Genomic DNA, 22,766 nt, shown 5'->3' with positions numbered 1-22,766 from the left:
TTCAAACACGGTCCACTGTGGGAGCGAGCTTGCTCGCAATCGGGACAACACGGTTTCAGACCTGGCCTTGAGCCCCTTCAAACCACGCCAGCTTCTCGCGCAGTTGCACCACTTCCCCAACGATCACCAGGGTCGGCGCATGCACTTCGTGCTCGGCCACCAGCCGTGGCAAGTCCGCCAAAGTGCCGGTAAATACCCGCTGGTTGGACGTCGTGCCCTGCTGGATCAACGCCGCTGGCGTATCCGCCGCACGGCCATGCTTGATCAGCTCGCTGCAGATCATCGGCAGGCCGACCAAGCCCATGTAGAACACCAGCGTCTGGGCCGGAGAGACCAGGTCGGCCCATGGCAAGTCGCTGGTGCCGTCCTTGAGATGGCCGGTGATGAAACGCACCGATTGGGCGTAGTCGCGATGGGTCAGCGGGATTCCGGCGTAGGCCGCGCAACCACTGGCCGCGGTGATGCCCGGGACGACCTGGAACGGGATGCCATGGGCCGCCAGCTCTTCGATCTCCTCGCCGCCGCGCCCGAAGATGAACGGATCGCCGCCCTTCAACCGCACCACGCGCTTGCCTTGGCGAGCCAGGTCCACCAATTGCTGGTTGATCTGGTCCTGGGGTACGGCATGTTCGGAACGGCGCTTGCCGACGTAGATGCGCTCGGCGTCGCGCCGGCAGAGCTCCAGGATCGCCGGCGCCACCAGGCGGTCGTACAGCACCACGTCCGCCTGTTGCATCAAGCGCAAGGCGCGGAAGGTCAACAGGTCCGGATCGCCCGGCCCGGCGCCCACCAGATAAACTTCGCCCGGCGCGTCCGGCGCCTGGCCATCGATCTTTTCCCGCAGCAGGCGCTCGGCTTCAGCGCCCTGCCCGGCCAGTTGCCGGTCGGCGATAGGACCCTGGAACACTTCTTCCCAGAACGCCCGTCGTTGCTGCACATCGGGAAACAAGCCTTTGACCTGGCTGCGAAAACGCGCCGCCAGCCCAGCCAACTGCCCGTAGGTCGACGGAATCCAGGTTTCCAGCTTGGCCCGGATCAGCCGCGCCAGCACCGGCGCGTCGCCGCCGCTGGACACCGCGATCACCAACGGTGAGCGGTCGACGATCGCCGGGAAGATCACGCTGCACAGCGCCGGCGCGTCCACCACGTTGACCGGCACACAACGCTTATGAGCGTCAGCCGAGACCTGGGCATTGAGCGGTTCGTCGTCGGTAGCGGCAATGATCAGCCCGCAACCGTCCAGGTCCGTTTCAAGGTAACCGCGCTGGAGGCACTCGCCGCCGCTGCCACTGACCAGTTCCCGCAACTGCGGTTCGATGTCGGGTGCGACCACCCGCAGCAACGCGCCGGCATCGGCCAGCAGGCGGGACTTGCGCAAGGCAATCTCCCCACCGCCGACCACCAGCACGCGGCTGCCGCGCAGGTTGTGGAACAGTGGCAAATAGTCCATTTAGCCGATGACCTCGATGCCGCCCATGTAGGGCTTCAACACTTCAGGCACACGGATCGAACCGTCGGCCTGCTGGTAGTTTTCCAGCACCGCCACCAGGGTACGCCCCACCGCCAGGCCGGAGCCATTGAGGGTGTGGACCAGTTCCGGCTTGCCGGTTTCCGGGTTGCGGAAACGCGCCTGCATGCGGCGGGCCTGGAAGTCGCCGCAGTTGGAGCACGAGGAAATCTCGCGGTACTTGTCCTGGCTCGGGATCCAGACTTCCAGGTCATAGGTCTTGACCGCACTGAAGCCCATGTCGCCGGTGCACAGCGCCAGGGTGCGATACGGCAGTTCCAGCAGCTGCAAGACCTTCTCGGCGTTGGCGGTCAGGCTTTCCAGCGCTTCCATGGACTTCGAAGGCTCGACGATCTGCACCATCTCGACCTTGTCGAACTGGTGCTGGCGGATCATGCCACGGGTGTCACGGCCCGACGCCCCGGCTTCACTGCGGAAGCACGGCGTGTGGGCAACGAACTTGATCGGCAGTTGCTTGGCGTCGACGATTTCGCCGGCCACGATGTTGGTCAGCGACACTTCGGCGGTCGGGATCAGGTACAGGTCTGCCTCGCCTTCGCGGCTGATCTTGAACAGATCTTCCTCGAACTTCGGCAACTGGCCAGTGCCTTGCAGGGCCGGGGCCTGGACCAGGTACGGCGTGTAGGCTTCTTCGTAGCCGTGCTCGGTGACATGCAGGTTGATCATGAACTGCGCCAGGGCCCGGTGCAGGCGGGCAATCGGCCCGCGCAGCAAGGCAAAACGGGCGCCCGACAGCTTGGCGGCGGTTTCGAAGTCGAGCCAGCCGAACTTCTCGCCCAAGGCCACGTGGTCCTGCACCGGGAAATCGAAGGCTTTCGGCGTGCCCCAACGGCGCACTTCGACGTTGCCCTCTTCGTCTTCACCGACCGGCACCGATTCGTGAGGCAGGTTCGGGATGCCCAGCAGGATCGAATCCAGCTCGGTCTGGATCGCGTCCAGCTCGACCTTGCCGGCGCTCAATTCTCCCGCCATGCGCTCGACATCAGCCATCAGCGGCGCGATGTCTTCACCGCGCTGCTTGGCCTGGCCGATGGACTTGGAGCGCGCGTTACGTTCAGCCTGCAGGGCTTCGGTGCGGGTCTGGACGGTCTTGCGCTGTTCTTCCAGCGCTTCGATGCGCGCGACGTCCAGGGCAAAGCCACGGGATGCCAGGCGGTCCGCTACGTCCTGAAGGTTGCTACGTAACAGTTTGGAATCGAGCATGTCGGTCTCTCGTTATCAAAGTTTGGTCAAGGACAGGCCAGCCCAGGTGGCGAGCAGCCCGCCGAATACGCTGATGGCCGCATAGCCCAGGGCCAGCGGCACTTGCCCGCTTTCCAGCAAGCGCACCGTATCCAGTGAAAAGGATGAAAAGGTCGTCAGGCCGCCAAGAAAGCCGACGATCAGGCCCGCACGCACCTCGATAGGCACTTCCGGGCGCATCAAAAACAGACCGTATAGAACACCGATCAGCAGACAGCCCAAGATATTAACGGCCAGCGTCGCGGTATAGAAGTGCCGCGGCCAATTTGCGTTGATCCAGTTGCCGGTCGCGAAGCGCACCAACGTACCCGCAACGCCACCGGCGGAAACTGCAAGAATCAAGGGGATCAAGGTTTTCTCCGCTGCCGTGGACTCAAGCGGTCCAGTTGCGCCAAGTGGTTGAGCTTCTCGCCGATCTTCAGCTCCAGGCCACGAGGCACCGGCTGATAGAAGCGCTGGGGTTCGAGTTCATCGGGAAAATAGTCTTCGCCGGCGGCATAGGCGTCCGGCTCATCGTGGGCGTAACGGTATTCTTCGCCGTAGCCCAGCTGCTTCATGAGCTTGGTCGGCGCGTTGCGCAGGTGCAGCGGCACCTCGAGGGAACCGTGCTCGGTAGCGCTGCGCATCGCCGCCTTGAAACCCATGTACACGGCGTTGCTTTTCGGCGCGCAGGCCAGGTAGGTGATCGCCTGGGCCACGGCAAGCTCGCCTTCCGGGCTGCCGAGGCGCTCCTGCACGTCCCAGGCCGCCAGGCACAGGCTCAGGGCCCGCGGGTCGGCATTACCGATGTCTTCGCTGGCCATGCGCACCACCCGCCGCGCCAGGTACAGCGGATCGCAGCCGCCGTCGATCATGCGCGCAAACCAGTACAAGGCCGCGTCGGGGTTGGAACCGCGGATCGATTTGTGCAGCGCCGAAATCTGGTCGTAGAACGCCTCGCCGCCCTTGTCGAAGCGCCGACGGGTGTCACCCAGCAGGCTTTGCAGCAGCTCGACGCCGATCTCGCTGTCGTCTTCGGCCAGGTCCGAGGCGTTTTCCAGCAGGTTGAGCAAGCGCCGGCCATCGCCATCGGCGGCTGAAAACAGGATCTGGAAGCCTTCATCGCTGAGGCTCAGATGCCGCTTGCCCAGGCCGCGCTCCTCGGTCAGCGCGCGATGCACCAACTTGCGCATCGCCGCCTCGTCGAGGCTCTTGAGCACATAGACCCGCGCCCGCGACAGCAAGGCGTTGTTGAGTTCGAACGAGGGGTTTTCGGTGGTGGCGCCGATGAAAATCAGCGTGCCGTCTTCGACGTAGGGCAGGAATGCGTCCTGCTGGGACTTGTTGAAACGGTGGACTTCGTCGACGAACAGGATCGTGCGCTTGCCGTATTGCCCGGCCTGCTGCTTGGCCACTTCCACCGCCTGGCGGATCTCCTTGACCCCGGCCAGTACCGCCGACACCGTTTCGAAATGGGCGTCCGAGACTTCCGCCAGCAGTCGCGCCAGGGTGGTCTTGCCCACGCCCGGCGGGCCCCAGAAGATCATCGAGTGCAACGCACCCTGCTCCAAGGCCTCGCGCAGAGGCTTGCCGCGGGCGAGCACATGCTCCTGGCCGACGTACTCATCCAGGTTGGTCGCGCGCAGGCGGGCGGCCAAGGGCTGGGCAATCGGGGCGCTTCGAAACAGGTCCATCACTACTTATGCAACCTCCACTGAATCCTGGTGCCGATGATCTCTGCCGGAGCAGACCTGTGGGAGCAAGGCTTGCCCGCGATTGCATCGCCTCGGTCTACCAGATACACCGAGGTGCCTGTATCGCGGGCAAGCCTTGCTCCCACAGACCAATTCCCACAGACCATTCCTACAGGCCATTTCCCACAGGGGGTCTTGGTTTATTCCTGGATCACGTCCGCACCCTTGGGGATATCGAACTTGAACTTGGACGCGGCGATCGGCTCGTTGGCCTTGACCCCGGTGAACAGGATATTGGTGCGCTGGCCAACACTGTCGATCAGTTGCATGTCGTTGACCAGGCCGTTACGGAACGACAGGCGCAGACTGTCGAACAGGCTATCCTTGGTCTTGGGCTTGAGGGTGAAGTCAATCACGCCACCGGCCTCCTTGGAGGTGATCTCGAAGCTCTGGCTGATCTCGGAAATGTCACCGGAGAGCAGCAGCGCCGGCGTCTGGGTCAGGCGCTGGTCGAGGGTCTTGATGGTCACCTGCTCCAGGTCCGGGTCCCACAGGGAAACTTTCTTGCCATCGGAGACCATCAATTGCTCGGCTGGCGCATCGGTGTGCCAGTAGAACAGGCCTGGACGCTGCAGGGCCATGTCGCCAGCGGTTTCCTGCAACTGGGTACCACTGCCATCGAGAGTCAACTGGGAGAAACGCGCGGTCAGGGTCTGGGAGCCTCCCAGCAATTGGGTCAGGCGAGCCACGTCCTTTTCGCCGGCGTGGGCCGACAAAGTAGACAAGGCCAGTACGGGCAACAGCAACATGCGAATCAGGCGCATGGGAGTCCTCATGAAGTCGTGGGGGTCGAGCGGTCTGTCAGCAGGCCGCCCGGGTCGTTAGTCGCGCATCGGGCCCGGCGCCAGTACTTCGCGCGAGCCGTTGGTGTTCATGGCCGTCACCACCCCGGCCATTTCCATGGCTTCGATCATGCGGGCGGCGCGGTTGTAGCCAATCTTCAGCTTGCGCTGAACGGCAGAAATCGAGGCCCGGCGGCTTTCCAGGACGAATTGCACCGCTTCGTCATAGAGCGCATCGGTTTCAGCATCGTCGTCACCGCCGCCGCTGCTGCCCTCGAAACCGCTGCCGGCTTCTTCGACACCGTTGAGGATGTCGTCGTTGTATTCAGGAGCGCCACGCAGTTTCCAGGCCTCCACCACGCGGTGCACTTCGTCGTCGGAGACGAACGCGCCATGCACACGGATCGGCAGGCTGGTGCCCGGCGGCATGTAGAGCATGTCACCGTGACCAAGCAGCTGCTCGGCACCGCCCTGGTCGATGATGGTCCGCGAGTCGATCTTGCTCGACACCTGGAACGCCATGCGGGTCGGGATGTTGGCCTTGATCAGGCCGGTGATCACGTCCACCGACGGCCGCTGTGTGGCGAGGATCAGGTGGATACCGGCCGCACGGGCCTTCTGGGCAATACGGGCGATCAGCTCTTCGACCTTCTTGCCGACGATCATCATCATGTCGGCGAATTCGTCCACCACCACCACGATGGTCGGCAGCTTGTGCAGCAGCGGCGCTTCGTCGTGGATATTTTCGCGGTGATACAGCGGATCGCTCAACGGCGTACCGGCCTCTTCGGCTTCCTTGACCTTGGCATTGAAGCCCGACAGGTTGCGCACGCCCATCTTCGCCATCAGCTTGTAGCGGCGCTCCATCTCGGCGACGCTCCAGCGCAAGGCGTTGGCGGCGTCCTTCATGTCGGTGACCACCGGGCAGAGCAGGTGCGGGATGCCTTCGTAGATCGACAGCTCGAGCATTTTCGGGTCGATCATGATCAGCTTGGCGTCTTCGGGACCTGACTTGAACAGAATCGACAGGATCATCGCGTTCACGCCCACCGACTTACCGGAACCGGTGGTACCGGCCACCAGCAGGTGGGGCATTTTCGCCAGGTCAGTGATGACCGGCTTGCCGCCGATGTCGTGGCCCAGGGCCAGGGTGACCGGCGACTTGTGGTTGTCGTACTCAGGCGTCGACAGCACTTCGGAGAAGCGCACGATCTGCCGGTCTTCGTTGGGAATCTCGATGCCCACGGTGGTCTTGCCGGGAATCACTTCCACCACCCGCACGCTGGTCACGGCCAGGGAACGCGCCAGGTCTTTCGCGAGGTTGGAGATGCGGCTGACCTTCACGCCGGCGGCCGGCTGGATTTCGTAGCGGGTGATGACCGGGCCCGGGTGAATCGAGTCCACCGAGACCTCGACGCCGAACTCCTTGAGCTTGATCTCCAGCAAATGGCCGACGGCCGCCAGGGATTCGGGCGAGTAGTTGAGCTGTTTCTTCTCGGCCGGGTCCAGGATCGAGATCGGCGGCAAGGTGCCTTCCACCGCGCTGTCGACGAACAGCGGCGCCTGTTTCTCTTTCTGGACGCGCTTGCTTTGCTCGGGCGGCTTGGCCGGGGCCATGGTGATGACCGGCGGCACCTGTTTCTCGCGATCGGACATGTGCTTGCTCAACGCCTGCTCACGCTCGATCAGGCGCTCCTTGACCTTGGCCTGCTCGCGCTTGTCCGGCGTCGTCGGGGCTACCACGTCGTGGACACGGTCGTCGACTTCACGCAGTTGCGCCACCAGTTGCTTGCGCTCGGTGCGCGCCGCCCACCAGCGATTCATGGCGCCCTGGATCAGCTCGATCAGGTCGAGGGTGATCTTGCCGGTGACGTCCATGACCTTGAACCATGACAGGTCGGTGAACACCGTCAGGCCGAACAGGAACAGGGCGATGAACAGCAGCGTGCTGCCCTGGATGTTCAGGGCGTTCCTGGCCAGGTCGCCGAGGCTTTCCCCCAGCGCCCCGCCCGCCCCGGCCGGCAAGCCGGTGGGCGCGTGGAAATGGATATGGGCCAGCGCGGCCCCCGACAACACCAGGAACACCAGGCCGATCAGGCGCCAGGAGAACAGCCAGCCGCTCCACTGCCACGGCTCGTGGCGCTGGCGGAAGATCTGATAGGCCTTGATCGCCAGCAGCAGCGGGAAGATGTAGGCGAAATAGCCCAGCACCATGAACAGGATGTCGGCGCTGTAGGAACCGGCCGGACCGCCGAAGTTCTGCACGTCGTCGATCTTGCTGTTATGGCTCCAGCCCGGATCGTCCTTGCCGTAGGTCAGCAGGGCCATCATCAGGAACAGGCACAGGGCGCCGATGGCGATCAACGCACCTTCCTTGAGCCGGTAGTGCAATTGCTGGCGCCAGAGCGGAACGACTGGTTTGGGTGCTGCGGTGGATTTCTTCAAAACGCTTCTTTTCCTGCGCCAACGGCGCGTCCATCTGTTGAATGACTATAAAAAACTGCCCATGACGAGCAGGTAAAAAAGTGAATGTGCACAACCGGTACTACTTTTACCACTGTGGGGTGCATCCAGAAAACCGCAGGTGTTGCCGAAGATTTTGATCTTTAGCCCATCCTGCGTTCAAAACTCAAGCATTGTACGGGTTTGTCCGCGCCAAGGCATTGCCTGACAGCATAGCCGGATACAGGGTGTACACGCGCCAATTGGACCATGCATTCTCTTTTGTGACAAAGGCTTATGAGGTGTTTTTTATGAGCGAAGTGAAGCATTCACGCCTGATCATTCTCGGTTCCGGCCCTGCGGGGTACAGCGCTGCCGTCTATGCTGCCCGCGCCAACCTCAAACCCGTTGTCATTACCGGTCTGCAGGCCGGTGGCCAGCTCACCACCACGGTGGAAGTCGATAACTGGCCCGGCGATGTCGAAGGCCTGACGGGCCCGGTACTGATGGAACGCATGCAACGGCACGCCGAGCGCTTCGACACGCAGATCGTCTACGACCATGTCCACACCGCCAAGTTGCAACAGCGCCCATTCGAATTGATCGGCGACAGCGGCACCTACACCTGCGATGCGCTGATCATTGCCACCGGTGCCTCAGCCCAATACCTGGGACTGCCTTCGGAAGAAAGCTTCGCCGGCAAGGGAGTTTCGGCGTGTGCGACCTGCGATGGCTTTTTCTATCGCAACCAGGTGGTGGCCGTGGTCGGCGGCGGCAATACCGCGGTCGAGGAAGCCCTGTACCTGTCGAACATCGCCAGGGAAGTGCACCTGATCCACCGTCGCGACAAGCTGCGTTCAGAGAAGATCCTGCAGGACAAACTCTTCGAAAAGGCCGCCAGCGGCAATATCAAGCTGCACTGGAACCAGAACCTGGACGAAGTCCTGGGCGACGCCAGCGGCGTGACTGGCGCGCGCCTGCGCCACAGCGAGACCGGCGAAACCAGCACCCTGTCCCTGGCCGGCGTGTTCATTGCTATCGGCCATAAACCCAATACCGAGCTGTTCCAGGGCCAGTTGAAGATGCGTGACGGCTACCTGCTCGTACGCGGCGGCAACGAAGGCAACGCCACCGCGACCGATATCGAAGGCGTGTTCGCCGCCGGCGATGTGGCCGACCATGTCTATCGCCAAGCGATTACCTCCGCCGGCGCTGGCTGCATGGCCGCACTCGACGCAGAGAAGTATCTCGATGACATCCCGGCCGTTTGACGGTTAACCTTCCAGGCGGGCGCTCGCTGATGGACGAGGCCCGCCACCTGCCGCCCTCCCCTTCTACTAAGCCGGATACCAATGCTGACCTGGTTACAACGCAACACTTTCGAGTTCCCGCCACTGGCAAAAGCCATGCGCGATCCCAACGGGTTATTGGCCGCCGGTGGCGATCTATCCGCCGACAGGCTGATCCAGGCCTATCGCCATGGTTGCTTCCCATGGTTTTCCGAGGGGCAGCCGATCCTCTGGTGGTCGCCGGACCCGCGCACGGTGCTGTTTCCCGACGAACTGCACATATCCCGCAGCCTGGGCAAACTGCTGCGCAAGCAGCGCTATGAAGTGACGTTCGATCGGGATTTTGCCGCGGTCATCCAGGCCTGCGCCGCGCCGCGGGACTATGCCGAGGGCACCTGGATCACCGACGCCATGCAAACCGCTTATCTGGAACTGCACCGACGCGGTTTCGCCCATTCGGTGGAAGTGTGGGACCAAGGGGCATTGGTGGGCGGCCTGTATGGCTTGGCCATGGGCCAGCTGTTTTTTGGCGAGTCCATGTTCAGCCGGGCCGACAATGCGTCGAAATTCGGCTTCGCGAGGCTGGTCCAACACCTCAAGGCCGCCGGTTTCGTGCTGATCGACTGCCAGATGCCCACCGAGCATCTGCACAGCCTGGGCGCCCGCTCGATTCCACGGACTGAGTTTGCGGGCTATCTCAAGGCCCATCTGGATCAACCCAACCACGCAACCTGGGTTTGCTGAGCGACATTCGCGCTCGTGGCTTACACTTAAATTTAAAAGCTTATCCGAGGGTTGATCATGACCGAGTTGGCGCGCTTGAAGTTCTATGCCACTCAGCCCCACTCTTGCAGTTACCTGCCAGAGGAGCAGGCCACGACGCTGTTCCTCGACCCTAGCCAGCCCATGGATGTGCATGTCTACGCAGACCTGTCGGAAATGGGCTTTCGTCGTAGTGGCGACCATCTCTACCGGCCCCATTGCCAGCATTGCAACGCCTGCGTCCCGGCGCGCATCCCTGTGGCGCAATTTTTGCCCAATCGTCAGCAGAAACGCATTTTCAAGCGCAACGCCGACCTTCAGGTCCGCCCAGCCAAGCCGCAGTTCACTGAAGAATATTTCGACCTGTACCAGCGCTACATCGAACAACGCCATGCCGATGGCGACATGTATCCGCCCAGTCGGGATCAGTTCTCGACCTTCCTGGTACGTGATCTGCCGTTTTCCCGCTTCTACGAATTCCGCCTCGAAGGGCGTCTGGTCGCCATCGCCGTCACGGACCTGCTGCCCAATGGGCTTTCGGCGGTGTACACCTTCTACGAGCCAGACGAAGAACGGCGCAGCCTGGGGCGGTTTGCCATCCTCTGGCAAATCAACGAAGCCCGGCGCCTGGGACTGGAAGCGGTGTACCTGGGCTACTGGATCAAGAACTGCAAGAAAATGAACTACAAGACCCAATATCGCCCCATTGAACTGCTGATTAACCAGCGGTGGGTTGTCCTGAGTTAGATCCCTTCGGCTTAAAAGCTAGAACCCCTTGGCTTGAACCCCCTTTTTCGGGCACAATGCACGCCGCTTTTGCCTGGCGCAGTTGCACCGGGCCATTCACTGGATACCGAGGGCTTTACTGCATGTCGAAAGAAGACAGCTTCGAAATGGAAGGCACTGTCGTCGACACCCTGCCCAACACCATGTTTCGTGTGGAGTTGGAAAATGGGCACGTCGTAACCGCGCATATCTCCGGCAAGATGCGCAAGAACTACATTCGTATTCTTACCGGTGACAAAGTGCGCGTCGAGCTGACGCCCTATGACTTGAGCAAAGGGCGCATCACTTACCGCGCTCGCTAACAAGTCAATACAAAACGCCCGGCTGATGCCGGGCGTTTTTGTTTGTGGGAGCCAAGCTTGCTCGCTCCCACAAGGGATTGGTGTGGGGCTGGAATAGCAAAAAGGCGCCTTTCGGCGCCTTTTGCTGTGTTGCGACTAACGATCAGGCCATTTCGGCCGTGGTTTCGAAGTCGAAGGTCAGTTCGCCGTCCTTGATGTCGATGTGGACCACACCGCCATGCTCGGCCAGTTCGCCAAAGAGGATTTCCTCGGCCAGCGGACGCTTGATCTTGTCCTGGATCAAGCGAGCCATCGGCCGCGCCCCCATCGTCACATCGTAACCACCTTCTGCCAGCCAACTGCGGGCCGCATCGGTGACTTCCAGCAATACACGCTTGTCCTCGAGCTGCGCCTGAAGTTCGGTAAGGAACTTGTCCACCACGCTCTTGATGACTTCATGGCTGAGGCGACCAAACTGGATAATGGTGTCCAGGCGGTTGCGGAATTCAGGCGTGAAGCTCTTCTTGATCACTTCCATCGCATCGGACGAGTGGTCCTGATGGGTGAAACCGATCGAAGCTCGAGCCGCGGTTTCGGCACCGGCGTTCGTGGTCATGATGATGATCACGTTGCGGAAGTCCGCCTTGCGCCCGTTGTTATCGGTGAGCGTACCGTGGTCCATGACCTGCAGGAGCAGGTTGAAGACTTCCGGATGCGCCTTCTCGATTTCATCGAGCAACAATACGCAGTGTGGCTGCTTGGTGATGGCTTCGGTCAGCAGGCCGCCCTGGTCGAAACCGACATAGCCTGGAGGCGCACCGATCAGACGCGATACGGTGTGGCGCTCCATGTACTCGGACATGTCGAAGCGAACCAGCTCGATACCCATTGCCTTGGCCAGCTGCCGCGCGGCCTCGGTCTTGCCGACACCGGTAGGACCGGCGAACAGGAACGAACCCACTGGCTTGTCTGGCGACTTGAGACCGGCGCGGGACAGCTTGATGGCGGTCGACAGCGAGTCGATGGCCGCATCCTGGCCGAACACCGTCAGCTTCAGGTCACGCTCCAGGTTACGCAGCAGCTCCTTGTCGGAACTGGTGACGTGCTTAGGCGGAATACGCGCGATTTTCGCCACGATGTCCTCGACCTGAGGCACTTCGATGCGCTTGACGCGTTTCTCCACCGGTTGCAGGCGCTGGTAGGCACCCGCTTCGTCGATGACGTCGATGGCCTTGTCCGGCATGTGCCGGTCGTTGATGTAACGCGAGGCCAGCTCAGCCGCCGCGCGCAGGGCTTCATCGCTGTATTCGATGTTGTGGTGCAGCTCGAAACGCCCTTTCAGGCCGCGCAGGATACCTATGGTGTCTTCCACCGAAGGCTCCGACACATCGACCTTCTGGAAACGCCGGGCCAGGGCACGGTCTTTCTCGAAGATCCCGCGGAATTCCTGGAACGTGGTCGAGCCGATGCAACGGATATCACCCGACGACAGCAACGGCTTGAGCAGGTTAGACGCATCCATGACCCCACCCGACGCCGCCCCGGCACCAATAATGGTGTGGATCTCGTCGATGAACAGGATCGCTTGCGGACGTTTTTTCAACTCGCCAAGCAACGCCTTGAAGCGTTTCTCGAAATCACCGCGGTATTTGGTACCGGCCAGCAAGGCACCCAGATCGAGGGAGTACACCACGCTGTTGGCCAGCAGGTCCGGCACCTGGTTGTCGACGATGCGCTTGGCCAGGCCTTCGGCGATTGCGGTCTTGCCCACGCCCGCCTCGCCCACCAGCAATGGGTTGTTCTTGCGACGCCGAGCCAGGATCTGTGCGACACGCTCGACTTCCGCTTCGCGCCCGACCAGCGGGTCAATGCGTCCCTGGCGTGCCAGTTCGTTCAGGTTGCTGGCATAGGCATCCAATGGGTTGCCTGAAGAAGAAGACTCACCGCCCTCGTCGTCCTGCATATCCTGCTCACCCTCGGAATGATCGCCATGCCCCGGCACCTTGGAGATGCCATGGGCGATGTAGTTGACGACATCGATACGCGCAACGCTCTGCTGCTTGAGCAGGAACACCGCCTGGCTTTCCTGCTCGCTGAAGATGGCAACCAGCACGTTGGCGCCGGTGACTTCACGCTTGCCCGAGCTCTGTACATGGAAGACAGCACGCTGCAGGACACGCTGGAAGCCCAGGGTTGGCTGGGTTTCGCGATCCTCGTCATGGACGGGGATCAATGGCGTGGTGGAGTCGATGAACTCCTGCAGATCATGCTTGAGTTTATCGAGGTTCGCGCCGCAGGCACGCAAAACGGTGGCGGCAGCCTCGTTATCCAATAGGGCCAGCAGCAGGTGTTCGACGGTCATGAATTCATGACGCTTCGAACGAGCCTCCTTGAAGGCAAGATTGAGGGTGACTTCGAGCTCGCGGTTTAACATAGCTTCACCTCATACCCAAGTGGTCGGCGTTAACCGTCCTTCTCGATTTCACAGAGTAGCGGATGCTGGCTTTCCCGGGCGTACTGGTTGACCTGCATGGCCTTCGTCTCGGCGATGTCGCGGGTAAACACTCCACATACTGCCCGTCCCTCTGTATGGACGGCCAGCATGACCTTGGTCGCCAGCTCGCGATTCAGGTTAAAAAACACCTCGAGCACTTCGACGACGAAATCCATCGGTGTGTAGTCATCGTTGAACAAAACCACCTTGTACATCGGTGGCGCCTGTAATGCAGGCTTTGCCTCCTGAACAGCAATGCCTGCGGAATCGTCGTCGTGTAGATCCGGGCGATCCTGATTGAATGTTAGTCGAATCTGGCTGACTGCATGCATGGAAAGAAAGGTTCGTTTAGTTGGCGAATACAGTGATGGGGGCGCTTGTGGGCGATTTCAACCACGACCACCCGGCCACCTTGACTATCGGCAAAACGGTGTTACAACCAATAGAGCCCATCGTGGGTTAAAAAGGTCCGTGGAATCTATCCTTACTTCAAGATTAGCCTGCGGATGGACTGGATGATACTCCAGTGATGGAGTGCGTTGCAGAGGGAAATGGGTTATGTCGGTCGTCAAGATGAATGGCAAGGTGAAATGGTTCAACAATGCCAAGGGCTACGGTTTCATTATCGCGGCCGGCAGGGATGATGAAGACCTTTTCGCCCATTACTCGGCCATCAACATGGAAGGCTATAAAACCCTGAAGGCCGGACAGCCTGTGACGTTCGACGTCATCCAGGGACCCAAGGGCCTGCACGCGGTCAACATCAGGGTTGTCACCGTCGAAGAAACGCCCGCCCCTGTCCAGGTCAGGGTCACCGAGACCCATTGACCGGCCGCCGCACCGGACAAATGAAAATGCCCGACTCGATCACTCGAGCCGGGCATTCGCGCTGAGCGCCGATCCGCTTACATGTGCGAGATCAGGGCATCACCGAAGCCCGAAGACGACACCAGCTTGGCGCCCTCCATCAGACGTTCGAAGTCATAGGTCACGGTCTTGGCCGAAATCGCGCCGTTGGTGCCCTTGATGATCAGGTCGGCCGCTTCGGTCCAACCCATGTGACGCAGCATCATTTCCGCCGACAGGATCAGCGAGCCAGGGTTGACCTGGTCCTTGCCGGCATACTTGGGCGCGGTACCGTGGGTGGCTTCGAACATTGCCACGGTGTCGGACAGGTTGGCGCCTGGCGCAATACCGATACCACCCACTTCCGCCGCCAGGGCGTCGGACAGGTAGTCACCGTTCAGGTTCAGGGTGGCGATCACGTCATATTCGGCCGGACGCAACAGGATCTGCTGCAACATCGCATCGGCGATGGCGTCCTTGACGACGACATTCTTGCCGGTCTTCGGGTTCTTGAACTGCATCCACGGCCCGCCGTCGAGCAGGGTCGCGCCGAACTCCTCGGCCGCCACTTCGTAGGCCCATTCCTTGAAGGCACCTTCGGTGAACTTCATGATGTTGCCTTTATGCACGATGGTCAGCGAATCGCGGTCATTGTCGACAACATATTGCAAGGCCTTGCGAGCCAGGCGCTGGGTGCCTTGCTTGGAAACCGGCTTGATGCCGATGCCGCAGTCCTCGTCGAAACGGATCTTGGTCACACCCATTTCTTCTTTCAGGAACTTGATGACCTTGGTGGCTTCAGCCGAACCGGCCTTCCACTCAATGCCAGCGTAGATGTCCTCGGAGTTCTCGCGAAAGATGGTCATGTCCACGTCGCCAGGCTTCTTGACCGGGCTTGGCACGCCTTCGAACCAGCGCACCGGACGCAGGCACACGTACAGGTCGAGCTGCTGGCGCAGGGCCACGTTCAGCGAACGGATACCACCGCCCACCGGCGTGGTCAGCGGACCCTTGATGGAAACCACGTAATCCTTGACCGCGTCCAGGGTTTCCTGGGGCAGCCAGGTGTCCTGGTCGTAGACCTGAGTCGCTTTCTCACCGGCATAGACTTCCATCCAGGAAATCTTGCGCTTGCCGCCATAGGCCTTCTGAACCGCAGCGTCCACAACCTTGATCATGACCGGACTGATATCGACGCCAATGCCGTCGCCTTCGATGAAGGGGATGATCGGGTTGTCGGGAACATTAAGAGAATGGTCTGCATTGACGGTAATTTTGTCACCGACGGCTGGAACCTGAATCTTTTGATACCCCATGCTGAACTCCGTTGCTTGGATTGAACATCTGGCTGCGTTCGAGCGTACCCCACTTGAATCGGCGCGCAAACCCTACGTTAGGCTCATCCGGGGTAAAGCGTTGCAGTTCGCGGTGTACAACCCTGAAAACCAAGGGAAAAGCGCCAAACATGAGCATAGCCTGCTCCTTGGGTACTGCGACGTTTAGACCAATGGACGTGTACGGAAGTCTATGAACCATCGGCAGATTGCCAGCTACCTATGTATAATGCCGCCGCTGACCACAGGGTCACACTGGCTGAGCGCTCTATCACAGGTCTTTCCGCCAGTTTAAAAGCCGGACCGTTACCGCGGCCCAACCGCTTGACGCTCGACTGATGCACCCAACATCACCGCGAAGAAACCTCGACATTCGGTTCACGGATGACTTTGAACGAACGCGCTTACCCGGCGCCCCTCGAGTTTCTGCGCATGCTTTAGCAAAGAAGAGAGTTAATCCGAATATGCCCACCCGCTCGAAGATCATCTATACCTTCACCGACGAAGCGCCCGCCCTCGCCACCTACTCGCTGCTGCCGATCGTCGAAGCCTTTACCGCTTCGGCCGATATCGCCGTGGAAACCCGCGATATCTCCCTCGCAGGGCGCATCCTGGCCAGCTTCCCCGAGCAACTGGGTGACAAAGCCGTAGCCGACCACCTCGCCGAACTGGGCGACCTGGCCGTTACGCCCGAAGCCAACATCATCAAGCTGCCGAACATCAGCGCCTCGGTACCGCAACTGCAGGCCGCGATCAAGGAATTGCAGGCCCAGGGCTACGCACTGCCGGACTACCCGGAAACCGTGACCAGCGACGCCGAGAAAGACGCTCGCGCCCGCTACGACAAGATCAAGGGCAGCGCCGTGAACCCGGTCCTGCGCGAAGGCAACTCCGACCGTCGCGCGCCGCTGTCGGTCAAGAACTACGCCCGCAAGCACCCGCACAAGATGGGCGCCTGGGCAGCCGACTCCAAATCCCATGTAGCCCACATGAGCACCGGTGATTTCTACGGCAGCGAAAAAGCCGCCCTGATCGACGCCGCCGGCAGCGTGAAAATCGAGCTGATCGCCCAGGATGGCACTGCCACTGTCCTGAAGGAAAAAACCACCGTACAAGCCGGTGAGATCCTCGACTGCGCCGTGATGAGCAAAAACGCCCTGCGCGACTTCATCGCCGCTGAAATCGAAGACGCCAAGCAAAAAGGCGTCCTGCTGTCGGTTCACCTCAAGGCCACCATGATGAAGGTCTCCGACCCGATCATGTTCGGCCAGATCGTTGCCGAGTTCTATAAAGACGCCCTGGCCAAGCACGCACAGGTGCTGGAGCAGATCGGCTTCAACCTGAACAACGGCATCGGCGACCTGTACGCCCGCATCAAGGCCCTGCCGGCCGAGCAGCAGGCGCAGATCGAAGCCGACATCCAGGCGGTCTACGCAGCGCGTCCATCCCTGGCGATGGTCAACTCCGACAAAGGCATCACCAACCTGCACGTGCCGAGCGACGTCATCGTCGACGCCTCGATGCCGGCCATGATCCGTGACTCCGGCAAGATGTGGGGCACCGACGGCCAACTGCACGACACCAAGGCCGTGATCCCGGATCGCTGCTACGCCACCATCTACCAGGCGGTGATCGAAGACTGCAAGCAACACGGCGCCTTCGACCCAACCACCATGGGCAGCGTGCCGAACGTTGGCCTGATGGCCAAGAAAGCCGAAGAGTACGGCTCCCACGACAAGACCTTCCAGATCAAGGTCGACGGCGTGGTCCGTGTTTCGGACAGCAACGGTCGCACCCTGCTGGAGCAGAGCGTCGAAGCTGGCGACATCTTCCGCATGTGCCAGACCAAAGACGCGCCGATCCAGGACTGGGTCAAACTGGCCGTCAACCGCGCCCGCGCCAGCAGCACCCCGGCGATCTTCTGGCTGGACCCGATGCGCGCCCATGACGGCGTCGTGATCGAGAAAGTCCAGACCTACCTGAAGGACTACGACACTGCCGGCCTGGACATCCGCATCATGTCGCCGGTCGACGCGATGAAGTTCACCCTGGCCCGCACCCGCGAAGGCAAGGACACCATCTCGGTGACCGGCAACGTACTGCGCGACTACCTGACCGACCTGTTCCCGATCATGGAACTGGGCACCAGCGCCAAGATGCTGTCGATCGTGCCGCTGATGAACGGCGGTGGCCTGTTCGAAACCGGCGCTGGCGGCTCGGCCCCCAAGCACGTGCAGCAGTTGCTGGAAGAAAACTTCCTGCGCTGGGATTCCCTGGGCGAGTTCCTGGCCCTGGCTGCGTCCCTCGAGCACCTGGGCGTGACTTACAACAACCCTAAAGCACTGGTGCTGGCCAAGACCCTGGACCAGGCTACCGGTGAGTTCCTGGACCGCAACAAGTCGCCTTCGCGCAAGGTCGGCGGCATCGACAACCGCGGCAGCCACTTCTACCTGACCCTGTTCTGGGCCCAGGCACTGGCCGCTCAAGACGACGACGCAGCCCTCAAGGCTCAGTTCGCTTCCCTGGCCAAGACATTGACCGACAACGAAGAAAAAATCGTTGCCGAACTCAATGCCGTGCAAGGCAAGCCCGTGGACATCGGCGGTTACTACTTCGCCAATCCGGAGCTGACCAGCAAGGCCATGCGCCCGAGCAACACCTTCAACGCGGCGATTGCTGCGCTGGTGTAAGGTTGTAGGCAGTACCACAAACCCCGGCCTAGTGCCGGGGTTTGTGTTTCTGGCATTTAGAACCCACCCCTGTGGGAGCGAGCTTGCTCGCGATTGCAATTCATCATTCAATTCAAATATTGACTGACCCACCGCTATCGCGAGCAAGCTCGCTCCCACAATAAGATCGGGGTACGGTCGGAGAGATAGGCCGGCTGTTAGGCCGCCTCGCGAGCAAGCTTTGCTCCCACAGATCTGACAGGTGTATGACCAGGAGAACCAGGCCGGCCGTTAGGCCGCCTCGCGAGCAAGCTTTGCTCCCACAGATCTGACAGGTGTATGACCAGGAGAACCAGGCCGGCTGTTAGGCCGCCTCGCGAGCAAGCTTTGCTCCCACAGATCTGACAGGTGTATGACCAGGAGAACCAGGCCGGCCGTTAGGCCGCCTCGCTTTTGATCTTGATCTGGGGCGCCCCGTTAACCACGATGGCCGAACGCAGGCATTGTGGAGTGGGCATCCCGGCATGGATGCCGGGATAGCCGCGCTGGGCCATGGATGGCCCTTCGCGGCGGCCCACGGAGCAATGCCGGAGAGAGGGCATGCCGAGCCTAAGCGAGGCACCGAGTGGTGGGGCAAGAGCGTTTTGCTTACTTTTGCGCTTTTCAAAAGTAAGCCGCCGTCAGGGCGGAACCCTAAGCGGCCGTTACTACAAAAACGGATATGTACTCGATCCCCCCCAATCTGAGCAATAAAGGAACCTTATGAACTGGCAACCCCACATCACCGTCGCCACCATCGTCGAAAACAACGGCCGCTTCCTGATGGTGGAAGAATCCAAGGCCGGACGCGCAGTGCTCAACCAGCCCGCCGGCCACCTTGACCCGAACGAAACCCTGATCGAAGCCGCCGTGCGCGAAACCCTGGAAGAAACCGGCTGGGACGTCGAACCCACGGCCGTGGTGGGTATTTACCTGTACACCGCCCCCAGCAACGGTGTGACCTACCAGCGCGTCTGTTTCGCCGCCAAGGCCTTGAAACACCACCCCGAGTATCAACTGGACGACGGCATCCTCGGCGCCAAATGGCTGACCCGCGACGAACTGCTCGAACAGCGCGAGCACTGGCGCAGCGAGCTGATCATCCGCTGCATCGACGATTATCTGGCCGGCCATTGCCACAGTCTGACGCTGATCCGTCCTTCTCTTTAGCCTTGTGCGCCCGGGCCTGATAGAATCGCGTCCTTTTTCAAGACACTCATTGAACTCCTATGCGTGATCCAGCTCCTTCTGACACATCCAAGAAGCGCGTCATTGTCGGCATGTCCGGCGGCGTGGACTCTTCCGTTTCCGCCCTTCTGCTGATCGAGCAGGGTTATGAGGTGGAAGGCCTGTTCATGAAGAACTGGGAAGAAGACGACGGCACCGAATACTGCACCGCCATGGACGACCTGGCGGACGCCCAGGCCGTGTGCGACAAGATCGGCATCAAGCTGCACACCGCCAACTTCGCCGCCGAGTACTGGGACAACGTGTTCGAGCACTTCCTGGCCGAGTACAAGGCCGGCCGCACGCCGAACCCGGACATCCTCTGCAACCGCGAAATCAAGTTCAAGGCGTTCCTCGACTACGCCATGATGCTCGGTGCCGACCTGATCGCCACCGGCCACTACGTGCGCCGCCGCGACATCGACGGCCGCACCGAACTGCTCAAGGGCCTGGACCCGAACAAGGACCAGAGCTACTTCCTGCACGCCGTCGGCGGCGAGCAGATCGCCAAGACCCTGTTCCCGGTAGGCGAACTGGAAAAGCCCGAAGTGCGCGCGATCGCCGAAAAACACCAGCTCGCCACGGCCAAGAAAAAAGACTCCACCGGGATCTGCTTTATCGGTGAGCGCCGTTTCAGCGACTTCCTCAAGCAATACCTGCCGGCCCAGCCGGGCGAGATCAAGACGACCGAAGGCGAAGTCATCGGCCGTCACCATGGCCTGATGTACCATACCATCGGCCAGCGCCAGGGCCTGGGCATCGGCGGCCTGAAAGACGCCGGCGAAGAGCCGTGGTACGTGCTGGTCAAGGACCTGGAGCACAACGAGCTGATCGTCGGCCAGGGCAACGACCACCCATGGTTGTTTTCCCGCGCCCTGCTCGCCTCCGATATCTATTGGGTCAACCCGATCGACCTCGGCGAACCACGCCGCCTGACGGCCAAGGTTCGCTACCGCCAGAGCGACCAGCCCTGCACCCTGGAAAAAACCGCCACGGGCTACCGTGCCACCTTCGATGACCCGCAGCGGGCGGTCACCCCCGGCCAGTCCGTGGTGTTCTATGACGGCGAAATCTGCCTGGGCGGCGGTGTGATCGAAGTCGCAGAGCCCTGGAGCAGCAAGGCATGACCCCCATCCAGGAACAACTGACGGCATTGGGCGGCGTATTCCTCGCCGCCGTGCTGGTGGACAGGATCGCCAAGACCGGCCAGGCCACCGAAGCGGGCGTGGCCTGCATGCTCGGCAGCCTGCTGGTTCGCGACCCCAAGGACACCCTGGAAGTCTACGGCGGCGACGACTTGAACCTGCGCGAAGGCTATCGTGCGCTGATTGGCGCCCTGGAGCGCGATCCCAGCGCCCTGCAACGCGAACCGCTGCGCTATGCCCTGTCGATGCTGGGCCTTGAGCGTCAGCTGGCCAAGCGCGACGACCTGCTGGAAACCATCGGCAAACGCTTGCCGCAGATCCAGTCCCAGGTGGAGCACTTCGGCCCGTCCCACGAAAACGTCGTCGCGGCCTGCGGCGCGCTGTACCAGGACACCCTGAGCACCTTGCGCCAGCGCATCCAGGTGCATGGCGACATGCGCAACCTGCAGCAACCGAGCAATGCCTCGAAGATCCGCGCCCTGTTGCTGGCCGGTATTCGTTCGGCACGGCTGTGGCGGCAGTTGGGCGGCCATCGCTGGCAACTGGTGATCAGCCGGCGCAAATTGCTTAAAGAGCTTTACCCGTTGATGCGCAACGAATAAGTCGCCTCAACCCGTTTTTTTAGTTCGTTACGCGTAATACGCCGGTCAGTTGGCGACGGACCGGCGATTGTTTTCATGTATGATACGCGCCCCATTTCGTTGCCCGACTGTCCGAGAACACCCCATGCAGCTCTCTTCGCTCACTGCGGTTTCCCCTGTTGACGGCCGCTACGCCGGCAAAACCCAGGCCCTGCGCCCGATTTTCAGCGAGTACGGCCTGATCCGTGCCCGCGTCCTGGTTGAAGTGCGCTGGCTCCAGCGCCTGGCCGCCCACCCTGCCATCAGCGAAGTCCCGGCGTTTTCCGCCGAAGCCAACGCGGTGTTGAACGCCCTCGCAGAAAATTTTGTGCTGGAGCACGCCGAGCGCGTCAAAGAGATCGAGCGCACCACCAACCACGACGTCAAGGCCATCGAATACCTGCTCAAGGAGCAGGCGGCCAAGCTGCCGGAACTGGCCAATGTCAGCGAGTTCATCCACTTCGCCTGCACCAGCGAGGACATCAACAACCTGTCCCACGCCCTGATGCTGCGCGAAGGCCGTGATGAGGTGATGCTGCCACTGATGCGCCAGACCGCCCAGGCCATCCGCGAGCTGGCGATCCGCTTCGCCGACGTGCCGATGCTGTCGCGCACCCACGGTCAACCGGCTTCGCCGACCACCCTGGGCAAGGAACTGGCGAACGTGGTCTACCGCCTGGAGCGCCAGATCGCCCAGGTGGCCGCCGTGCCGCTGCTGGGCAAGATCAACGGCGCCGTGGGCAACTACAACGCCCACCTGTCGGCCTACCCGGACATCGACTGGGAAGCCAACGCCCGCGCCTTCATCGAAGACGAGCTGGGCCTGAGCTTCAACCCCTACACCACCCAGATCGAACCGCATGACTACATCGCCGAACTGTTCGATGCGATCGCGCGCTTCAACACCATCCTGATCGACTTCGACCGTGACATCTGGGGCTATATTTCCCTGGGTTACTTCAAGCAGCGCACCATCGCTGGCGAAATCGGTTCCTCGACCATGCCGCACAAGGTCAACCCGATCGACTTCGAAAACTCTGAAGGCAACCTGGGCATCGCCAACGCGCTGTTCCAGCACCTGGCGAGCAAACTGCCGATCTCCCGCTGGCAGCGCGACCTGACCGACTCCACCGTGCTGCGCAACCTGGGCGTGGGTTTTGCCCATAGCGTCATTGCCTACGAAGCCAGCCTCAAGGGCATCAGCAAGCTGGAACTGAACGAGCAGAAGATCGCCGCCGACTTGGACGCCTGCTGGGAAGTCCTGGCCGAACCGATCCAGACCGTGATGCGTCGCTACAACATCGAAAACCCGTATGAAAAGCTGAAAGAACTGACCCGTGGCAAGGGCATCAGCCCTCAAGCGTTGCAGACTTTCATCGATGGCCTGGACATGCCTGCCGACGCCAAGGCTGAGCTGAAAAAGCTCACGCCGGCCAGTTACATCGGCAACGCAGCAGCACAAGCCAAGCGCATCTGATCCACGGCTTTACCTTTGAGACGCCCGGCCGCGCCGGGCGTTTTTATTCGCGTCTGAAAAGTATATTTTT

The 22,766-nt window shown here is 61.2% G+C and carries 20 protein-coding genes; 10 read left to right on the top strand and 10 right to left on the bottom strand.

Annotation, left to right across the window (positions count from 1 at the left end):
- Nucleotides 1–55 precede the first annotated feature (55 nt).
- From cysG to F7R20_RS17225, 6 genes are all read right to left on the bottom strand, one after another.
- Complete coding sequence (cysG, locus tag F7R20_RS17250; RefSeq protein WP_003203321.1) at nucleotides 56–1,450, bottom strand: siroheme synthase CysG; 1,395 nt, start codon at nucleotides 1,448–1,450, stop codon at nucleotides 56–58.
- Nucleotides 1,451–2,731: a serine--tRNA ligase gene (serS, locus tag F7R20_RS17245; protein ID WP_003203323.1), complete on the bottom strand. Its 1,281-nt coding sequence runs from the start codon at nucleotides 2,729–2,731 to the stop codon at nucleotides 1,451–1,453.
- A gap of 15 nt (nucleotides 2,732–2,746) precedes the next feature.
- Complete coding sequence (crcB, locus tag F7R20_RS17240; protein WP_003203325.1) at nucleotides 2,747–3,121, bottom strand: fluoride efflux transporter CrcB; 375 nt, start codon at nucleotides 3,119–3,121, stop codon at nucleotides 2,747–2,749.
- Nucleotides 3,118–4,443, bottom strand: a complete 1,326-nt coding sequence (locus tag F7R20_RS17235) for a replication-associated recombination protein A (RefSeq protein WP_003203328.1) — start codon at nucleotides 4,441–4,443, stop codon at nucleotides 3,118–3,120. The genes crcB and F7R20_RS17235 overlap by 4 nt, the downstream gene beginning before the upstream one ends.
- Nucleotides 4,444–4,643: 200 nt before the next feature.
- Nucleotides 4,644–5,267 (bottom strand): outer membrane lipoprotein chaperone LolA, encoded by a 624-nt coding sequence (gene lolA, locus F7R20_RS17230; RefSeq protein ID WP_003203330.1) that lies wholly within the window; start codon nucleotides 5,265–5,267, stop codon nucleotides 4,644–4,646.
- A gap of 57 nt (nucleotides 5,268–5,324) precedes the next feature.
- A complete protein-coding gene (locus F7R20_RS17225; protein ID WP_003203332.1) occupies nucleotides 5,325–7,730 on the bottom strand; it encodes a DNA translocase FtsK in 2,406 nt (801 codons plus the stop codon).
- Between the two features lie 308 nt (nucleotides 7,731–8,038).
- Between F7R20_RS17225 and trxB the strand changes: the two genes are divergently transcribed.
- From trxB to infA, 4 genes are all read left to right on the top strand, one after another.
- Nucleotides 8,039–8,998, top strand: a complete 960-nt coding sequence (gene trxB / locus F7R20_RS17220; RefSeq protein ID WP_003203334.1) for a thioredoxin-disulfide reductase — start codon at nucleotides 8,039–8,041, stop codon at nucleotides 8,996–8,998.
- Nucleotides 8,999–9,079: 81 nt separating this feature from the next.
- The gene (gene aat / locus F7R20_RS17215) at nucleotides 9,080–9,760 is read left to right on the top strand and encodes a leucyl/phenylalanyl-tRNA--protein transferase (protein ID WP_003203336.1); all 681 of its coding nucleotides are present in this window, start codon (nucleotides 9,080–9,082) and stop codon (nucleotides 9,758–9,760) included.
- 57 nt (nucleotides 9,761–9,817) lie between these two features.
- Nucleotides 9,818–10,525: an arginyltransferase gene (locus F7R20_RS17210; RefSeq protein WP_003203338.1), complete on the top strand. Its 708-nt coding sequence runs from the start codon at nucleotides 9,818–9,820 to the stop codon at nucleotides 10,523–10,525.
- 122 nt (nucleotides 10,526–10,647) lie between these two features.
- A complete protein-coding gene (gene infA, locus F7R20_RS17205) occupies nucleotides 10,648–10,866 on the top strand; it encodes a translation initiation factor IF-1 (RefSeq protein ID WP_002553999.1) in 219 nt (72 codons plus the stop codon).
- Nucleotides 10,867–11,008: 142 nt separating this feature from the next.
- Here the strand turns inward: infA and clpA are convergent, their stop codons facing one another.
- Nucleotides 11,009–13,279, bottom strand: a complete 2,271-nt coding sequence (clpA, locus tag F7R20_RS17200) for an ATP-dependent Clp protease ATP-binding subunit ClpA (protein WP_003203340.1) — start codon at nucleotides 13,277–13,279, stop codon at nucleotides 11,009–11,011.
- A gap of 29 nt (nucleotides 13,280–13,308) precedes the next feature.
- Entirely contained in the window at nucleotides 13,309–13,671 is a 363-nt protein-coding gene (clpS, locus tag F7R20_RS17195) for an ATP-dependent Clp protease adapter ClpS (RefSeq protein ID WP_003180089.1), read from the bottom strand.
- Between the two features lie 226 nt (nucleotides 13,672–13,897).
- Between clpS and F7R20_RS17190 the strand changes: the two genes are divergently transcribed.
- The gene (locus tag F7R20_RS17190) at nucleotides 13,898–14,167 is read left to right on the top strand and encodes a cold shock domain-containing protein (RefSeq protein WP_003203343.1); all 270 of its coding nucleotides are present in this window, start codon (nucleotides 13,898–13,900) and stop codon (nucleotides 14,165–14,167) included.
- A gap of 77 nt (nucleotides 14,168–14,244) precedes the next feature.
- Here F7R20_RS17190 and icd read toward each other — a convergent pair whose 3' ends face one another.
- Nucleotides 14,245–15,501: an NADP-dependent isocitrate dehydrogenase gene (icd, locus tag F7R20_RS17185; protein WP_003203344.1), complete on the bottom strand. Its 1,257-nt coding sequence runs from the start codon at nucleotides 15,499–15,501 to the stop codon at nucleotides 14,245–14,247.
- Nucleotides 15,502–15,983: 482 nt separating this feature from the next.
- On the opposite strand from icd, the gene F7R20_RS17175 reads away from it, so the two are divergent.
- Nucleotides 15,984–18,209, top strand: a complete 2,226-nt coding sequence (locus F7R20_RS17175; protein ID WP_003203346.1) for an NADP-dependent isocitrate dehydrogenase — start codon at nucleotides 15,984–15,986, stop codon at nucleotides 18,207–18,209.
- A 416-nt stretch (nucleotides 18,210–18,625) separates the two neighbouring features.
- Here F7R20_RS17175 and F7R20_RS31660 read toward each other — a convergent pair whose 3' ends face one another.
- On the bottom strand, nucleotides 18,626–18,766 hold the full coding sequence (locus tag F7R20_RS31660) for a hypothetical protein (RefSeq protein ID WP_155767776.1): 141 nt from the start codon (nucleotides 18,764–18,766) through the stop codon (nucleotides 18,626–18,628).
- Nucleotides 18,767–18,950: 184 nt separating this feature from the next.
- On the opposite strand from F7R20_RS31660, the gene F7R20_RS17165 reads away from it, so the two are divergent.
- The 4 genes from F7R20_RS17165 to purB all read left to right on the top strand — a co-directional run bounded on the left by F7R20_RS17165 (nucleotide 18,951) and on the right by purB (nucleotide 22,696).
- Nucleotides 18,951–19,397 carry an NUDIX hydrolase gene (locus F7R20_RS17165; RefSeq protein ID WP_003203348.1) on the top strand — a complete coding sequence of 149 codons (447 nt, stop codon included), beginning with the start codon at nucleotides 18,951–18,953 and terminating at the stop codon, nucleotides 19,395–19,397.
- Between the two features lie 59 nt (nucleotides 19,398–19,456).
- The gene (gene mnmA, locus F7R20_RS17160; protein ID WP_003203350.1) at nucleotides 19,457–20,581 is read left to right on the top strand and encodes a tRNA 2-thiouridine(34) synthase MnmA; all 1,125 of its coding nucleotides are present in this window, start codon (nucleotides 19,457–19,459) and stop codon (nucleotides 20,579–20,581) included.
- Nucleotides 20,578–21,201, top strand: a complete 624-nt coding sequence (hflD, locus tag F7R20_RS17155; RefSeq protein WP_003203353.1) for a high frequency lysogenization protein HflD — start codon at nucleotides 20,578–20,580, stop codon at nucleotides 21,199–21,201. Before mnmA ends, hflD begins: the two co-directional genes overlap by 4 nt.
- A gap of 124 nt (nucleotides 21,202–21,325) precedes the next feature.
- Nucleotides 21,326–22,696: an adenylosuccinate lyase gene (gene purB / locus F7R20_RS17150; RefSeq protein WP_003203355.1), complete on the top strand. Its 1,371-nt coding sequence runs from the start codon at nucleotides 21,326–21,328 to the stop codon at nucleotides 22,694–22,696.
- Nucleotides 22,697–22,766: the final 70 nt, after the last annotated feature.

The organism is Pseudomonas brassicacearum subsp. brassicacearum (genome assembly GCF_008801605.1).
Lineage (GTDB): Bacteria > Pseudomonadota > Gammaproteobacteria > Pseudomonadales > Pseudomonadaceae > Aquipseudomonas > Aquipseudomonas brassicacearum.
Note: the sequence above shows the minus strand (reverse complement) of the source record. Positions and strands in the feature narration are given on the sequence as shown.

Excerpts from the sequence above, each read along its gene's own strand:
- F7R20_RS17235 (WP_003203328.1), bottom strand. The coding sequence starts at position 4,443 with ATGGACCTGTTTCGAAGCGCCCCGATTGCCCAGCCCTTGGCCGCCCGC.
- hflD (WP_003203353.1), top strand. The coding sequence starts at position 20,578 with ATGACCCCCATCCAGGAACAACTGACGGCATTGGGCGGCGTATTCCTC.
- aat (WP_003203336.1), top strand. The coding sequence starts at position 9,080 with ATGCTGACCTGGTTACAACGCAACACTTTCGAGTTCCCGCCACTGGCA.
- clpS (WP_003180089.1), bottom strand. The coding sequence starts at position 13,671 with ATGCATGCAGTCAGCCAGATTCGACTAACATTCAATCAGGATCGCCCG.
- F7R20_RS17190 (WP_003203343.1), top strand. The coding sequence starts at position 13,898 with ATGTCGGTCGTCAAGATGAATGGCAAGGTGAAATGGTTCAACAATGCC.
- F7R20_RS17165 (WP_003203348.1), top strand. The coding sequence starts at position 18,951 with ATGAACTGGCAACCCCACATCACCGTCGCCACCATCGTCGAAAACAAC.
- clpA (WP_003203340.1), bottom strand. The coding sequence starts at position 13,279 with ATGTTAAACCGCGAGCTCGAAGTCACCCTCAATCTTGCCTTCAAGGAG.
- lolA (WP_003203330.1), bottom strand. The coding sequence starts at position 5,267 with ATGCGCCTGATTCGCATGTTGCTGTTGCCCGTACTGGCCTTGTCTACT.
- infA (WP_002553999.1), top strand. The coding sequence starts at position 10,648 with ATGTCGAAAGAAGACAGCTTCGAAATGGAAGGCACTGTCGTCGACACC.
- mnmA (WP_003203350.1), top strand. The coding sequence starts at position 19,457 with ATGCGTGATCCAGCTCCTTCTGACACATCCAAGAAGCGCGTCATTGTC.
- serS (WP_003203323.1), bottom strand. The coding sequence starts at position 2,731 with ATGCTCGATTCCAAACTGTTACGTAGCAACCTTCAGGACGTAGCGGAC.
- purB (WP_003203355.1), top strand. The coding sequence starts at position 21,326 with ATGCAGCTCTCTTCGCTCACTGCGGTTTCCCCTGTTGACGGCCGCTAC.
- cysG (WP_003203321.1), bottom strand. The coding sequence starts at position 1,450 with ATGGACTATTTGCCACTGTTCCACAACCTGCGCGGCAGCCGCGTGCTG.
- F7R20_RS17210 (WP_003203338.1), top strand. The coding sequence starts at position 9,818 with ATGACCGAGTTGGCGCGCTTGAAGTTCTATGCCACTCAGCCCCACTCT.
- F7R20_RS17175 (WP_003203346.1), top strand. The coding sequence starts at position 15,984 with ATGCCCACCCGCTCGAAGATCATCTATACCTTCACCGACGAAGCGCCC.
- trxB (WP_003203334.1), top strand. The coding sequence starts at position 8,039 with ATGAGCGAAGTGAAGCATTCACGCCTGATCATTCTCGGTTCCGGCCCT.
- icd (WP_003203344.1), bottom strand. The coding sequence starts at position 15,501 with ATGGGGTATCAAAAGATTCAGGTTCCAGCCGTCGGTGACAAAATTACC.